The 13,549-nt window shown below is 33.1% G+C and carries 16 protein-coding genes; 11 read left to right on the top strand and 5 right to left on the bottom strand.

Translation table 11 applies throughout. From position 1 onward, the window contains the following. The first annotated feature begins 50 nt into the window (after positions 1 to 50). The 3 genes from ACSV4D_RS17165 to ACSV4D_RS17155 all read left to right on the top strand — a co-directional run bounded on the left by ACSV4D_RS17165 (position 51) and on the right by ACSV4D_RS17155 (position 3,523). Positions 51 to 1,280 carry an RNA polymerase sigma factor gene (locus ACSV4D_RS17165; protein WP_439229230.1) on the top strand — a complete coding sequence of 410 codons (1,230 nt, stop codon included), beginning with the start codon at positions 51 to 53 and terminating at the stop codon, positions 1,278 to 1,280. Positions 1,281 to 1,744: 464 nt separating this feature from the next. Beyond that, positions 1,745 to 2,704, top strand: coding sequence for an SDR family oxidoreductase (locus ACSV4D_RS17160; RefSeq protein WP_439229229.1), 960 nt, complete (start codon positions 1,745 to 1,747; stop codon positions 2,702 to 2,704). Between the two features lie 30 nt (positions 2,705 to 2,734). Beyond that, entirely contained in the window at positions 2,735 to 3,523 is a 789-nt protein-coding gene (locus ACSV4D_RS17155) for an AraC family transcriptional regulator (RefSeq protein WP_408082157.1), read from the top strand. A 48-nt stretch (positions 3,524 to 3,571) separates the two neighbouring features. Here ACSV4D_RS17155 and ACSV4D_RS17150 read toward each other — a convergent pair whose 3' ends face one another. Beyond that, positions 3,572 to 4,477, bottom strand: coding sequence for an AraC family transcriptional regulator (locus ACSV4D_RS17150; protein WP_439229228.1), 906 nt, complete (start codon positions 4,475 to 4,477; stop codon positions 3,572 to 3,574). Between the two features lie 354 nt (positions 4,478 to 4,831). Here ACSV4D_RS17150 and ACSV4D_RS17145 point away from each other — a divergent pair, with 354 nt between their 5' ends. Genes ACSV4D_RS17145 through ACSV4D_RS17115 form a run of 7 tightly spaced genes read left to right on the top strand, consistent with a single transcriptional unit; the run spans position 4,832 to position 10,527 of the window. Next, positions 4,832 to 5,314, top strand: coding sequence for an MSMEG_0572/Sll0783 family nitrogen starvation response protein (locus ACSV4D_RS17145; RefSeq protein WP_408082155.1), 483 nt, complete (start codon positions 4,832 to 4,834; stop codon positions 5,312 to 5,314). Positions 5,315 to 5,328: 14 nt separating this feature from the next. Then, the gene (locus ACSV4D_RS17140) at positions 5,329 to 6,333 is read left to right on the top strand and encodes a Nit6803 family nitrilase (RefSeq protein WP_439229227.1); all 1,005 of its coding nucleotides are present in this window, start codon (positions 5,329 to 5,331) and stop codon (positions 6,331 to 6,333) included. Continuing rightward, positions 6,287 to 7,405, top strand: coding sequence for an MSMEG_0568 family radical SAM protein (locus ACSV4D_RS17135; protein ID WP_439229226.1), 1,119 nt, complete (start codon positions 6,287 to 6,289; stop codon positions 7,403 to 7,405). The genes ACSV4D_RS17140 and ACSV4D_RS17135 overlap by 47 nt, the downstream gene beginning before the upstream one ends. Continuing rightward, positions 7,402 to 8,010, top strand: coding sequence for an MSMEG_0567/Sll0786 family nitrogen starvation N-acetyltransferase (locus tag ACSV4D_RS17130; protein ID WP_439229225.1), 609 nt, complete (start codon positions 7,402 to 7,404; stop codon positions 8,008 to 8,010). The genes ACSV4D_RS17135 and ACSV4D_RS17130 overlap by 4 nt, the downstream gene beginning before the upstream one ends. Position 8,011: 1 nt before the next feature. After that, on the top strand, positions 8,012 to 8,974 hold the full coding sequence (locus tag ACSV4D_RS17125) for a sll0787 family AIR synthase-like protein (RefSeq protein ID WP_439229223.1): 963 nt from the start codon (positions 8,012 to 8,014) through the stop codon (positions 8,972 to 8,974). A 5-nt stretch (positions 8,975 to 8,979) separates the two neighbouring features. Continuing rightward, a complete protein-coding gene (locus ACSV4D_RS17120) occupies positions 8,980 to 9,258 on the top strand; it encodes an MSMEG_0570 family nitrogen starvation response protein (RefSeq protein ID WP_408082150.1) in 279 nt (92 codons plus the stop codon). 6 nt (positions 9,259 to 9,264) lie between these two features. After that, the gene (locus ACSV4D_RS17115) at positions 9,265 to 10,527 is read left to right on the top strand and encodes an MSMEG_0569 family flavin-dependent oxidoreductase (protein ID WP_439229221.1); all 1,263 of its coding nucleotides are present in this window, start codon (positions 9,265 to 9,267) and stop codon (positions 10,525 to 10,527) included. A gap of 39 nt (positions 10,528 to 10,566) precedes the next feature. Here ACSV4D_RS17115 and ACSV4D_RS17110 read toward each other — a convergent pair whose 3' ends face one another. From ACSV4D_RS17110 to ACSV4D_RS17095, 4 genes are all read right to left on the bottom strand, one after another. Then, the gene (locus tag ACSV4D_RS17110; RefSeq protein WP_439229220.1) at positions 10,567 to 10,779 is read right to left on the bottom strand and encodes a hypothetical protein; all 213 of its coding nucleotides are present in this window, start codon (positions 10,777 to 10,779) and stop codon (positions 10,567 to 10,569) included. Continuing rightward, positions 10,780 to 11,991: an NO-inducible flavohemoprotein gene (gene hmpA, locus ACSV4D_RS17105; protein ID WP_408082147.1), complete on the bottom strand. Its 1,212-nt coding sequence runs from the start codon at positions 11,989 to 11,991 to the stop codon at positions 10,780 to 10,782. A gap of 321 nt (positions 11,992 to 12,312) precedes the next feature. After that, positions 12,313 to 12,462 carry a sulfatase/phosphatase domain-containing protein gene (locus ACSV4D_RS17100; RefSeq protein ID WP_408082302.1) on the bottom strand — a complete coding sequence of 50 codons (150 nt, stop codon included), beginning with the start codon at positions 12,460 to 12,462 and terminating at the stop codon, positions 12,313 to 12,315. Between the two features lie 31 nt (positions 12,463 to 12,493). After that, positions 12,494 to 12,565 carry a hypothetical protein gene (locus tag ACSV4D_RS17095; RefSeq protein WP_439229256.1) on the bottom strand — a complete coding sequence of 24 codons (72 nt, stop codon included), beginning with the start codon at positions 12,563 to 12,565 and terminating at the stop codon, positions 12,494 to 12,496. Positions 12,566 to 12,882: 317 nt separating this feature from the next. On the opposite strand from ACSV4D_RS17095, the gene ACSV4D_RS17090 reads away from it, so the two are divergent. Further along, on the top strand, positions 12,883 to 13,137 hold the full coding sequence (locus ACSV4D_RS17090) for an L-rhamnose mutarotase (RefSeq protein ID WP_439229255.1): 255 nt from the start codon (positions 12,883 to 12,885) through the stop codon (positions 13,135 to 13,137). The last annotated feature ends 412 nt before the right edge of the window (positions 13,138 to 13,549 follow it).

Raw genomic sequence — 13,549 nt, 5'->3', positions numbered from 1 at the left:
TTTATATCAATTTTACGTTTAAAAAATTAATGTAATATTAAATTTTAAGTATGGAAGATAAAGAACTTATTCCTAATTTATTTAGAATTGAATACCAAAAAATAGTTTCGGTATTAATTAATTTGTTTGGTATAAAGCATATTGAAATTGCAGAAGATATTGTAAGTGACACATTTTTGGCTGCAACTGAGGTTTGGAGTATGAAAGGAATACCTGAAAATCCAACTGCCTGGTTGTACACAGTGGCTAAAAACAAAACGAAGAATTACTTTAAAAGAACTTCTCTCTATGAACAAAAGATATCCCCTGAGATTAAATACAATTCTACTGTCCAGACTAATGAAGTAGAACTAGATCTTTCAGAAAAAAATATTGCGGATAGTCAATTGGCGATGATTTTTACCATATGTGATCCTTGTAATCCTAGTGAGGCCCAAATTGCACTAGCGTTGAACTTGCTCTGTGGTTTTGGTACTCATGAGATTGCTGATGCTTTTATGACTAATAAAGAGGTTATTTACAAAAGGATAAACAGGGCAAAACAAAAACTGAAGGATAAGAATATTCAAATCAATGGTCCTACGATAGAACAAATGAAACTAAGACAAGAAAATGTTCTAAAAACGATTTATTTGCTTTTTTCAGAAGGCTATTACTCCTCAATAGGAAATACAGTTTTACGCAAAGATTTTTGTACAGAGGCAATGAGGTTAACTTATTTGTTATTACAAAACACTACAACTAATCTTCCAAATGTAAATGCCTTGATGGCATTAATGTGTTTTCATACCTCTCGATTCGATACTCGAACGAATGAAAATGGGGATATAGTTCTTTATCAAGATCAGGACGAAGAACTATGGAATCAAGAACTAGTAAGTAGGGGAGCTTATTACTTAGGGAAAGCTTCTGTGGGAGATACACTTTCTAAATATCATCTTGAAGCTGGAATTGCCTATTGGCATACCCAAAAAAAGAATACCCAAGATAAATGGAAAAACATACTCGAATTATACAATAATTTATTAGTCATAGATTATTCTCCAATTGTAGCGTTGAATAGGGCTTTTGTAATTTCTAAAATAGAGGGTAATAAAGCTGGAATAATAGAAACAGAAATGTTACAGTTGTTAGATAATCACTTTTATTTTTCACTGTTAGGCAACCTACATTTGGATATTGATAATCAAAAAGCATTGCAATATTTCGAACAAGCTTATGCATTGGCTCATACAGATGCTGATAAAAAAATAATAAAAAAATATATTACCAATATTTAAAAATTAAATGAATGATATTCTATTGGGATGAGAAATTTTACCCATTGAGTCGTTAAACACTAGTAACCAACGATCAAAATATTGATTTTCAATAGTTAATTTGAAGTACGGAAGTATTAAAGACCCTTTGTATGCAAACTAGTGGAGTAGGATAGCTTGCCAAAAGCGATACATGATTTCTAAATGCTCAGGCCAATTATCTTTGATAAATTGATTAAAAATATGTTTTAGTAAAGTATTTTTTTTAACGGAATCATAAAAAGTATCAACCATCAATTTTATGTCGGATAGTTTTGTCTTATTTAATTTAAAAATATTTTATTTTTTCAAAAGGTTTTAACTTATTGAACAAAATGAGTTATCGTTTTGAACTTTTGAACAAAATTATTTTGAACTTTTAAACAAAATAGTTCCCTTTTATAAAACTTAATTTTACTTTATTAATTTATATAAAATCATAAAAAATGAAAAATAAAAGAGTTTTAGTTACAGGAGGTTCAGGTTTTGTTGGTATTCATACTATTCTACAATTATTAAAGCAAGATTATAGCGTTGCAACTACAATTCGGTCCTTAAGCAAACGAGAAGAAATTAGTAATGCCTTGGTTGAAAACGGAATAACCAATTTAGAAAAATTACATTTTTATGAAGCCAATCTTATTGCTGATGAAGGTTGGGATACAGCAGTAAAGGACTGTGATTATGTTTTGCATGTGGCTTCTCCGTTCCCAGCTCAAGATCCAAAAAATGAAGATGATTTAATTATTCCCGCTCGTGATGGTGCATTAAGGGTTTTGAAAGCTTCAAAAAAGGCAGGCGTAAAACGAGTAGTATTGACTTCTTCATTTGCCGCAGTAGGATATAGTATCAATATTCCTAACCACATTTTTACTGAGGAAGATTGGACAGATATTACTGATTCTCTTCCTGCGTACATAAAATCTAAAACTATTGCCGAAAAAGCAGCTTGGGACTTTGTTAATAAAGAAGGCCTCGGATTAGAATTAGTAGTTATTAATCCAGTTGGTATTTTTGGCCCAGCAATAGGAAATATAACATCGGCTTCTTTAGATATTGCTGTTATAGGTATACTAAATGGAACAACTAATCAAGGAGGAAATTTCACAATGGGCGTCGTTGATGTACGTGACGTAGCAGATTTGCATATCAGAGCTATGGAAAATCCTAATTCAATGGGGCAACGATTCTTGGCAAATGCTGATGGGGTTATGAGCTTTGCAGATGTAGCCCAATTATTTAAAAGCAAACGTCCAGAATTAGCGATTAACGTTGCAGAAATTGCTCCAACGGCTAAGGAGTTTTACAAAGAGATGAGTAACCAAAAAGCAAGAACATTTTTAGGTTGGAATCCTAGAAGTAAAGAAGAAGCATTATTAGCAAGTGTAGATTCTCTAAATAAGTAATTAAATTTACCATTAATAAATTAAAATACTTTGAAAGTAAATAACATTCATTCTTGTCATTTAGGCCCTGATATTTCTCCAGAACAATTTATTCCGGAGCATTTTTTTTTGTTTTTAATAAAAGGAGAAATGATTGCTTTTGACGGAAACAAAAATTATCAACTGAAAGCTGGTGATTATTGTATTGCACGAAAAAACCATTTGGTTCGCTATACTAAATTCAAGAATGAAGGTTTATTTGAGAAAATTATCATTGTTTTTGACGAACCTTTTTTAAGGAAATTTATAGATAGAAATACACCAGTTATGCAGTCTTGGGCTGTAGATAATTCTTTTTTATTTATAGAGGAAGATAAGTTGATTAATAATTTTATTCTTTCATTGGGTCCTTATTATAATACAAATGAACAAATCGATGATCAATTCTCTTATGTAAAGAGAGAAGAGTTATTATTAATTTTGCTGAGAAACAATCCTAAATTAACTGCCGTTTTTTTCAATTTTGCAGTACCTCAAAAAATAGATTTAGAAGAGTTTATGAATCGTAATTTTAGATTCAATATAAGTATGGAACGTTTTGCTTTTTTAACGGGGAGGAGCTTATCCACGTTTAAAAGAGATTTTCAAAAAGTATTTTCATTTAATCCAGGTCAATGGTTAACTAAAAAACGGTTGGATGAAGCTTATTTTCTTTTAAAAAATGAAAAACAAAAACCTACTGAAGTTTATTTGAATGTAGGTTTTGAAGATCTATCTCATTTTTCCTTTGCTTTCAAAAAGCAATTTGGTATAGCACCAAGTGAGTTAAATTTGGAATAAATTGTAGTATCGTTCAGTGTATTATTAATAACATTATATCAGGATTTATTATAAATTTTTAAATTGACTATTTCTGAATTGTTCCGGAGTTTGAAATGTTATTTTTTTAAAAAGTCTAATAAAATAAGAATCATCGTTAAAATTCAAATTGGTAGCAATGGAAGAAATAGACAAATCAGAATGTATAATAAGCCTTTTAGCTTCTAAAATAATACGGTCAGTAAGAATCTCAGTAGGTTTCTTATTCACTGTTTTTTTACACAAGTAACTCAATTGTCTATCTGTTATATTCATCTTCTTAGAGTAACAGGTGATGGGTCTGTGCATCCTAAAGTATTTATCTACTAAAGCTTCAAAACGATTTAATTGCGATAAATCGTAATTATAAATATGTTCCTTTTCAAAATTTTCCACATATACTCTTGATAATTCTATAAACATGGCATTCAAATAGATACGAATCATTTCTTGATACCCCGAAGATCGTTGCTTGTATTCCTTAAAAACAAGAAGATATTTTGATACTATATCCTCTTGAACTTCTTTATTTAAATTCATAAAAGGCAAACTAAAAGTAGAATTAAAAAAGGGGAAACGAGTTAGTTTCTCCGTACTAAAATCCAATAAGAAAAACCCTTTTGTAAAAAACAGGATATATCCATCAATATCTTTGGATAAATTCCAATGATGGATTTGACCGGGAGAAATTATAAACATGGCACCTGGGAAAACTTCATATTCTAAAAAGTCAATTGTGTGTGTTCCGCTTCCTTTTGTTATTAATAATATCAGATAAAAATTATGTCCATGAGGTTTTTCAATAAATACATTCTCATGAACGTGTTCACAAAATTTTCTGATATAAAAATTACTTTCAAATTTTAAACTTTCATTATAATCATCAAAATTTGAAATATCATATACAGGTAATTTACTTTTAGACTCCGTACACATAAGATTACTATTTTAAATAGGTAAATCAAAAAACAATAGAATTGATAATTCGTAATAGGCATAAATAAGAATCAAACAAAATACTTAGTTAGTTTTTACGAATACTATCAATACAGCATAAAAAAGAACTAAAATTGGTTTAAATACTTATTTTCAAATATAACACTATTATCAGTGAAAAAGAATTTTTTTTGAATTATAATCTGATATTTATTGTTTTGGAAAAATATTTTTTATCAAAAAAGGCAAAATTATGAATAAAGTTTAATAAGTACTATACTTTGTTGTTTTTGTGCTACGTATAAAATACTTAGCTAGTCTACATTTGTAAAATAAATCTAAAACATTAAAATTATGCCAAAAGTAGAAAAAGCAATGCACAAAGACGGAGACTTTTTTGTGGATTATGAAGACAAAGTATTTGAAGATGTAAAAGCTAAATCGGGAGAAAAAGCTTTAGTAACTTTTCATACTGTAGCCTTTGAAGGTTCAATCGGATTAGTAAACATTTTAACTGCAACAAGGTTACAAAGAAAAGGTTTCGAAACTTCCATTTTGTTATATGGACCCGGAGTGACTTTAGGAATCCAAAGAGGATTTCCAACACTTGGAAGCGAAGCTTTTCCTGGACATTTAAATTATGGCGCTCGTTTAAGCAAATTTATGGAAGAAGGTGGTAAAGTTTACGCCTGTCGTTTTGCGCTTCAAGCATTATACGGACATGGAGAACCATCATTACTTCCAGGTATTATTCCTATCAATCCATTAGATGTTTTGGATATCCAATTGGTTCATCGCAATGAAAATGCATTTATAGTTCACACTTGGACCCTGTAAAATAAAAAACAATTATGATGTATAAAAAATCTATTGTAAGAGCCGCAGCAGTTCAAATTGCTCCCGTATTAGAAAGCAAGTCAGGTACCTTAGCTAAGGTAGCAGATGCTATTGTAAAAGCTAGCGCTAATGATGCTGATATTATCGTTTTTCCAGAAACTTTAATACCTAATTATCCTTATTTCTCATTTATAAAACCAGCGGTAAGTATAAAAAAAGATCATCTAAAATTATATGATGAAGCGGTGGTTGTTCCAAGTGAAGATACTGATTTTATAGGGAGCTTAGCAAAAACGCATAACATAGTAGTGGTGTTAGGTGTTAACGAACGTGATGGAGGAACCCTGTACAATACACAACTTGTATTTGATACAACAGGAGAACTGGTTTTAAAACGTCGAAAAATAACACCTACTTATCACGAACGAATGATTTGGGGACAAGGAGATGGCAGCGGATTGAAAGCAGTATATACATCAATTGGAAAAATTGGTGCCCTAGCTTGTTGGGAACATTACAATCCACTAGCTAGGTTTGCACTGATGAATGATCATGAAGAAATTCATTGCAGTCAATTTCCAGGTTCAATGGTTGGACAAATTTTTGCCGACCAAATGGAAGTAACGATGAGACATCATGCGCTAGAATCGGGATGTTTTGTAATTAATTCGACAGGATATTTATATCCGGAGCAAGTTCAAGAAATAACAGGAGATCCCTCCATGCAAAAAGTACTGGAGAAAGGCTGTTTTACAGCTATTATTTCGCCGGAAGGCGTCATTATTTCAGATGTTTTGACGGATGGGGAAGGAATTGTCTATGCCGATATGGACATGAGTCTTATTACAAAAAGAAAACGAATGATGGATTCGGTAGGACATTATTCAAGACCCGAATTATTATCTCTAAAAATCGATAAAAATCCGAAAAACCTAATGCATGAATCAAAATCACTATTCAACGAAAAAGATCATGAACAGCACACTAACACTAGAGAGCAATTATACGTTACTGAATGAAATTCAGACAGAAGGTATTCGTATAGAAAACACAGCTGATTTGACCATTCGTAAAGGAGGTGCAGGACCTACAGATCATAAAGCGATTACTATTTTCAATACCACTTTAATGATTCCTGTATTTAGTTCTACAGCAAAACAATCTTCTTTTGAAGTAACATCCCCAACCAAAATGGGAATGGCTTCACTGAAGAAGAACGGTAAAATCATCACCACAATTCGTTTTGTTGGTGAACCAAAATTTTACAAAGAACAAACCTCAGATGGTATTCCTTTTTGGAAAATCGCACGTTTACATAGCAAAGATGTATTAGCGACAACTGTACTTCAAAATTGTATCCGCTATAAAGAAAAAGAAACATCCTGTCAATTTTGCGCTATTGGAGAATCTTTAAAATATGATACTACGATAGCCTATAAAAAACCACAACATCTAGCAGAAGTAGCTAAACGAGCAGTAGAATTAGACGGTATTTCTCAATTTATAATGACAACTGGTACACCGGCAAGTTCAGATCGTGGTGCTAAAATATTATACGAAAGTGTTTCAGCAGTTGCACAAGCGGTAACTATACCCATTCAAGTACAATGTGAACCGCCAGATGATTTTGAATGGTTTGGCAAACTTAAAAATGCCGGTGCAAGTTCTATAGGAATGCATTTAGAAGCCGTTTCTAATCGGGTTCGAAATAAAATCATGCCTGGCAAAGCTGAAGTCTCCATCGCTTTTTACTTTAAAGCTTTTGAAGCTGCAGTAAAAGTATTTGGAAAAGGAAACGTAAGTACCTATATACTTGCAGGATTAGGAGATACCCAAGAGGAAATTTTAGAAATGTCTAAAGAATTAATTGCTATTGGAGTATATCCATTTGTGGTTCCTTTTGTTCCGGTAGGAAACACACCTTTGCAAAACCATGCTTCGCCAAATAAGGATTTTATGCATGATATATTAGAGCCACTAGCTCGTGAATTAGTCAATGCAGGAATGACTTCTGACACCTTAGAATCGGGTTGCGCCAAGTGTGGGGCTTGTTCTACACTCTCTTCATTTGAAAAAAAATATGTGCTATGATTTATTTTGAAAAAGACAAAAAATTCACCGGATTAGATTTCATAGACATCAATATCCCTAGTGATAAGGCACAACTAGTAGCCTACTTCGAAACTCGAAAAACAATTTTTTGTGAAGAACAAGGTCTTTTTCAAGTTTCAGATTATGATGACAAAGATGTGCATGCCATACCTATAATTGCTGTAAATCATTATCTGGGAACTCCTGATAGTGTGGTAGGTGTGGTTCGAATTTATGAAGAAAATAAAAGAGAATGGTTTGGTGGTCGATTAGGAGTAATAAAAGATTACCGTTCTTTTTCAAAATTTATTTGCCCCAATTTATTTAAAGAAAAAGATGTTTCTGCTTTGTACCAAATGTCGGTTGCTGCAGGTTTAATATATAGAGCGGTTTCATTGGCTAATTATATGGGTTGCGATAAATTTTCAGCCTATGTTCAGGAGCAAAATGTAAAACTTTTTCAACGCTTGCATTGGAATATCGAAGCGGATATTGATTTGCATGGCATAAAACACTTTCTGATGAATGCTAATTTAGAGGCATATCCAGCAGTGCCGGTCTATGCGAGTTCAGATTCGATTGTATCATTTTCTAAAGTAGCTTAAAATGAAAGAATGCACAGAGGATATGCTTGCAAGTATTGCCAGTTTGAGGAATCACACCGATATCATAGATAAAAGAACGATTCAGCAAACCTATAAGGCTATTGGTAACGAAACAAAAAGTAGTGTTTTTTTTCCAGATGATAATGCAACCATTTTGCTTGGTGATGATACCGCTGCTATACCGCAAAAAGATGGAAGTCATCTGTTATTAGCAGCAGAAGGTATTGTGAATCATTTTTTAAAATCAGATCCTTGGTTTGCAGGTTATTCTGCTGTAATGGTAAACATCAGTGATATTTGTGCCATGGGAGGCTTGCCTATTGCTGTTACTGATACTATTTATTCATTTGAAGCAAAAGATAATGAAGCCATTTGGGAAGGAATGTCAGCTGCTTCAAAAGCCTATGGCGTACCCATTGTGGGCGGACATAGCTGCTACCATTCTAATATTAATGCTCTGAGTGTTTCCATTTTAGGAAAAGCAACACATAATTTATTAAGCAGTTTTGATGCTCAGCCAAATGATGCTTTGTTATTGGCTATCGATTTAAAAGGAAGTTATTATAAAGAATATCCTTTTTGGAATGCTAGCACGACAACCAGCAGTGAGAAATTACAAAAGATGGCTCAATTGCCCTATGAAATTGCAAATAACAAATGGAGTAAAGTAGCCAAAGATATTAGCATGGGAGGAATCATTGGTACATTATTAATGCTCTTAAATACGTCCAAAGTGGGTGCCGAAATTAATATCGAATCGATTACAAAACCCGAAGGCACTTCTTGGAAAAAATGGCTTTCCAGTTTTCCCAGTTATGGTTTTCTGTTTAGTTGCCCCGCAGAGCATGTAAAAAAAATCCAATCTTTATTTGCAGAAAACAGTATCAACTGTGATCATATCGGGAGTATTAATCAACAACCCGATTTATTGATAAACTATAAAGAAAATCAACTTAAATTTTAAAAAACATGCCTATAACATACGTCCAAATCGAATGGCCCGATAATCAAACCGATCAGGTTTATTCCCCATCCAGTGTCATTGAAGACTATTTTAAAGTGGGAGAAACGCTTAGAATAGATACTTTTTTAGAACGATGCAACAGTAGCTTAAATGAAGCTAGTGAAAGAGTACGAAAAAAATTTGGTTATGCTTGCACCTCTGCAGAAGCTGAATCCTATAGAATAAAATTGAAATGTGAAGATTATGAGGTTTCAAAAATTGTAAAAATAATATCAATAAAATAAAAGAAGATGAATCACTATCAAGTTATAATTGTTGGAGGAGGTCAGGCAGGTCTTTCCGCAAGCTATTGTTTAAAAGAAGATAATATAAACCATTTAATTTTTGACCGAGGCCAAATTGGAGATACATGGAAAAACCACCGTTGGGATTCTTTCTGTTTAGTAACTCCCAACTGGCAATGTAGATTACCTGGTTTTGATTATGATGGAAATGATCCTAAAGGATTTATGTTGAAAGATGAAATTGTGGATTATGTAAAACGCTATGCAGAATCATTCAACCCTCCAATAAAAGGAAATGTAGAAGTACATAATGTTTATAAAAAAGAAAACGAATCTATTTTCAGCATCGAAACCTCAATAGGCAACTACACTGCCGATAAAGTTATTATAGCAACAGGTGCGTATCATATTCCGAATATGTTACCCATATCCAAAGATTTTCCAGATCATGTTGTGCAAATACACTCTGATAATTATAAAAATCCAGAACAAGTTCCAGACGGAATTACTCTGGTGGTTGGATCAGGTCAGTCGGGCGCACAAATTACTGAGGATTTACACTTGGCTGGAAAGAAAGTTATTCTTAGTGTTGGAACGGCTCCAAGAGCACCAAGAGTATATCGAGGAAAAGATGCTGTAGAATGGTTAGAAGAAATGGGGTATTATGACCAACCGATTGAATTGCATCCTGATCCGGAAGAAGCCAGACATAAAACCAATCATTATTTGACAGGAAGAGATGGTGGGCGTGATATTGATTTACGAAAATTAGCTTCCGAAGGCGTTATCTTGCGTGGTCAAATTAATCAGGTTAAAGACACTACCATCATGTTTCAAGATGATTTAGAATACAATCTTGATGAAGCAGATAAAACCTATAATAGAATTCTAGACAATATTGACAACTATATAAGCAAAAACAATATTGATGCTCCCGAAGGACGCCGATATGAAGCTATGTGGAAACCTACAGCAGAAAATAAAACCGATTTAGATTGTATAAAAGATTCTATTACATCCGTTATTTGGAGTACGGGTTATAAAGTAAAATATGACTGGATTGATTTCCCTGAGGTATTTGACCAACGAGGCTTTCCTATCTATGACCGCGGTATTACTAAAGAACCTGGTTTATACTTTTTAGGTTTACCGTGGTTGCACACCTGGGGATCCGGAAGGTTTTCTCATGTTGCACAAGATGCCAGATATATAGCGGAACATATTGCCAGCTGTTATGAAGAAGTAGAAACCTGCTTGAATAGAAAATAAAATATTTAAACAAAAAAGGAAACCGTCTCGATTACGTTTTTAGACGGTTTCTTTTTTATCTGAGAAAATAAAAAAAGTTAAAAAATTTGAAATTAATGATGCTACTACCCAGGAGCGCATCCATGAAAATATAAAATCAGTGTTATCGCTGTAATTAATAAACGCTAATATTAATGTTATTAAGAAGGCTGCAGTAAGATTTTTTAAATTTTTCAGAATTACTTTGCGTGCAGAACCATCCTTTACTTTCATTTAATTTAAGTTGATCAGCTGGGGGCCGAATTCTTCATAAAATATATTTTCAGCATTTACATTTAAATTAATCAGGCTTTCATACTGTACTTTGATGAAAATTTCCGGACCGCAGATATAAAACCTGGCATCCTGCAGCTGTACGGCATGAAGACATTTTTCCAGATTAACTCTTCCAATGAAAGTATCTGCGGGAAGATTTTGAAGGTTCTTTGCCGAATCATAAAAAGTATAGGTCTCAAGCCATTGAGTATTTTGTTTCAAATGCTCGATATGGTTTTTAAATGCATGAACCGATTCATTTCTGCAGCCGTGGATCCAGACTGTCTTTTTGTGCTGCAGCGATTTCATGTTGGCTTCCAGCATACTGACCATAGGAGTTAACCCTACACCGCCGCTAATCAGCACTAATGGACTCTTTGAGTCTTTTTCCAGATGAAATAAACCTGAAGGTGCCGAGATTGAAACAATGTCTCCCTCGGACTTCGCATGCAAAGCGTTGGATACTGTACCTGCCGGATTTGAATGCATTCCGGACTCTTTTTTTACCGAGATTCTGTAATATTCAGCATTATAAGAGTTGGAGAGACTGTATTGTCTTGGCTGAAGTAGGTTTAATTCCCTAATAAAGATCTGAATACTGATAAACTGACCGGGATGGAAATCTGCAATGGCTTTACCGTCTTTTGGATAGAGATAAAAGGATTTAATTTCTGCTGATTCCTGGTCGATTTTTTTGATTACAAAATCTCTCCAGCCGTTCCAACCTCCTTCTTTTATTAAATTATCAGCATATAATTCTTTTTCTATTTTAATCATAATATCGGCCAGTTGATAAAATGCCGTGGTCCAGGCTTCAAGAATTTCGTCAGTAGCAGGTTCTCCGATTACTTCTCTAATTGAAGCAATAAGATGTGTACCGACTATTTTGTATTGTTCAGGCTGGATGTTCAAGCTTGTGTGTTTTGAGCCAATTCCTTTCAGAACGTCAATCAGTACAGCAGGATTATCAATATTCTCGGCATAGGCAAGAACAGCATTTGCTAAAGCTGATTTCTGTCTACCATTGGCTTGGTTACCCATGTTAAACATACTTTTAAGTTCAGGATGATGCCTAAACATTCTTTCATAAAAATAATCTGTCAGCACTTCACCGCTCTGGCGGAGAATGGGCACTGTGGCTCCTATGAGCACTTTTTGATTTTGAGTCATTTTTTTTAATCTATAGGATTTCGTAAATATTTGTAGTGCATTTATTCAAAGCACTTTGTTTGCTACACTCACAAATTTAAAGCTGTCAGGACACTCTTTTTTATGATTGAAATCATAAACAACCTAAAAATTAATAAAAGTTCCAACCGCAAAAAAATTCCGAATAAAATCAAAATCCATTTAACTTTAAGCTAATATCCTTTTGATGCTATTTTAGCAGTAATCACTGTTAAACGAATCAAAAAGGCATCATTGAAAAGCCATATTTTTGATTAATACTAACTGAACTAAAAGTATTCAAAGTCAAAACAAATATTTCACCTATTGAATATAAATAATCATTGAATTAAAAGGAAGGGTACAATATATTAATTTGTACCTGACGGTAGTGATAACGTAATGACGACTTACGTCATGCTCCGAAGAATGCTCGTAATAATGATAGTAAAGGGCTTTACGCCAGAAGGGTATTGCCTTTTAAAATAGTAACGATACTTCTTCCCTATATATCAGAAGGAATTGTTATTTGAGCAAGATCTAAGAACCTTTCGGCAAAATCAAGGTTCGATACCAGATCATTTTTTACCTCTGCTGTTTTAATCTGACCCGACCATTTAACAAGTTATATGCAATTCGAAGAAGGGTTTCTATAAATGATGAATATTATGGTTTAGTATGACAGAAGAATTATTGGCTGGAGTTTAAGTGATGAAATGAGCACAGAACAAACAAGTCTTAAAGTATGGGAAATGGGAGTCTAAATAATAATCAAATTAATTACAAAAAAATGTGGCTTATTTTATAGTGCAGTTTTGTTTGCATATCCATTTAAAAGAGGATTAACAATTGATTGCAGTATATAAAGCACACCCTAAAAAAGTTTGACCGGAAATTACAAAAAACATCAATGATTCTGCGATTGAGATTCTGGATATATATGTTATAGGTAATCGTATGTTTATGATAATTGAAGGGAATGGTAGCCTTTATTTTGAAAATAAATCAACTATAGATGCTAATAATCCTAAATTTCAGGAATGGGCAGAATTGATTTGGAAGTTTCAGCAGGCTTTTCTTTTTGCAAAGTCAGGAGAGAAATGGATGCAGGTGGGAAAAATATTGGAATTGGAATTGGGAGAAAAATAAACGATAAAATACTTAAATGATTTCAATATGCTTTCAACGAATGTAAAACTGCTGTCTCAAGGTTCTGTAGTATCAACAAATAACTTTGATCTTTAAAAGTTTAAATAGTTTAAGAAATGAATACGAAAGATCTTTGTTATGCCCAATACATTAATCTAATTGTATTGTTATAAATTAAAAGGATTTTTGTTATTATCAAGACGCCCCGTAATTGCTTACGAAAGTAAGAGCAATTACGGGGCGAAATTTTTCAGCCCTTTTTCACGGGCTTTTTTTATTAAAAATTATTACTTTACTGTTTTATTCTTTTTAATTCGGTTACGTATCTGATACAGATTTTTTTTCATCAGATTCAGAATCATTTTATGCTGTTTTGAGTTTTTGTTTTTCAGTCCTCTGCATTGAACAATTT

The organism is Flavobacterium sp. ARAG 55.4 (assembly GCF_051846875.1).
GTDB lineage: Bacteria > Bacteroidota > Bacteroidia > Flavobacteriales > Flavobacteriaceae > Flavobacterium > Flavobacterium plantiphilum.
The sequence above is the reverse complement of the archived record's forward strand: the minus strand, read 5'-3'. Positions and strand labels throughout refer to the sequence as shown.

What these genes read in the sequence shown, in the direction of transcription:
- ACSV4D_RS17165 (WP_439229230.1), top strand. Translation starts at nt 51, where the DNA reads ATGGAAGATAAAGAACTTATTCCTAATTTATTTAGAATTGAATACCAA.
- ACSV4D_RS17160 (WP_439229229.1), top strand. Translation starts at nt 1,745, where the DNA reads ATGAAAAATAAAAGAGTTTTAGTTACAGGAGGTTCAGGTTTTGTTGGT.
- ACSV4D_RS17150 (WP_439229228.1), bottom strand. Translation starts at nt 4,477, where the DNA reads ATGTGTACGGAGTCTAAAAGTAAATTACCTGTATATGATATTTCAAAT.
- ACSV4D_RS17145 (WP_408082155.1), top strand. Translation starts at nt 4,832, where the DNA reads ATGCCAAAAGTAGAAAAAGCAATGCACAAAGACGGAGACTTTTTTGTG.
- ACSV4D_RS17140 (WP_439229227.1), top strand. Translation starts at nt 5,329, where the DNA reads ATGATGTATAAAAAATCTATTGTAAGAGCCGCAGCAGTTCAAATTGCT.
- ACSV4D_RS17135 (WP_439229226.1), top strand. Translation starts at nt 6,287, where the DNA reads ATGAACAGCACACTAACACTAGAGAGCAATTATACGTTACTGAATGAA.
- ACSV4D_RS17130 (WP_439229225.1), top strand. Translation starts at nt 7,402, where the DNA reads ATGATTTATTTTGAAAAAGACAAAAAATTCACCGGATTAGATTTCATA.
- ACSV4D_RS17125 (WP_439229223.1), top strand. Translation starts at nt 8,012, where the DNA reads ATGAAAGAATGCACAGAGGATATGCTTGCAAGTATTGCCAGTTTGAGG.
- ACSV4D_RS17120 (WP_408082150.1), top strand. Translation starts at nt 8,980, where the DNA reads ATGCCTATAACATACGTCCAAATCGAATGGCCCGATAATCAAACCGAT.
- ACSV4D_RS17115 (WP_439229221.1), top strand. Translation starts at nt 9,265, where the DNA reads ATGAATCACTATCAAGTTATAATTGTTGGAGGAGGTCAGGCAGGTCTT.
- ACSV4D_RS17110 (WP_439229220.1), bottom strand. Translation starts at nt 10,779, where the DNA reads ATGAAAGTAAAGGATGGTTCTGCACGCAAAGTAATTCTGAAAAATTTA.
- hmpA (WP_408082147.1), bottom strand. Translation starts at nt 11,991, where the DNA reads ATGACTCAAAATCAAAAAGTGCTCATAGGAGCCACAGTGCCCATTCTC.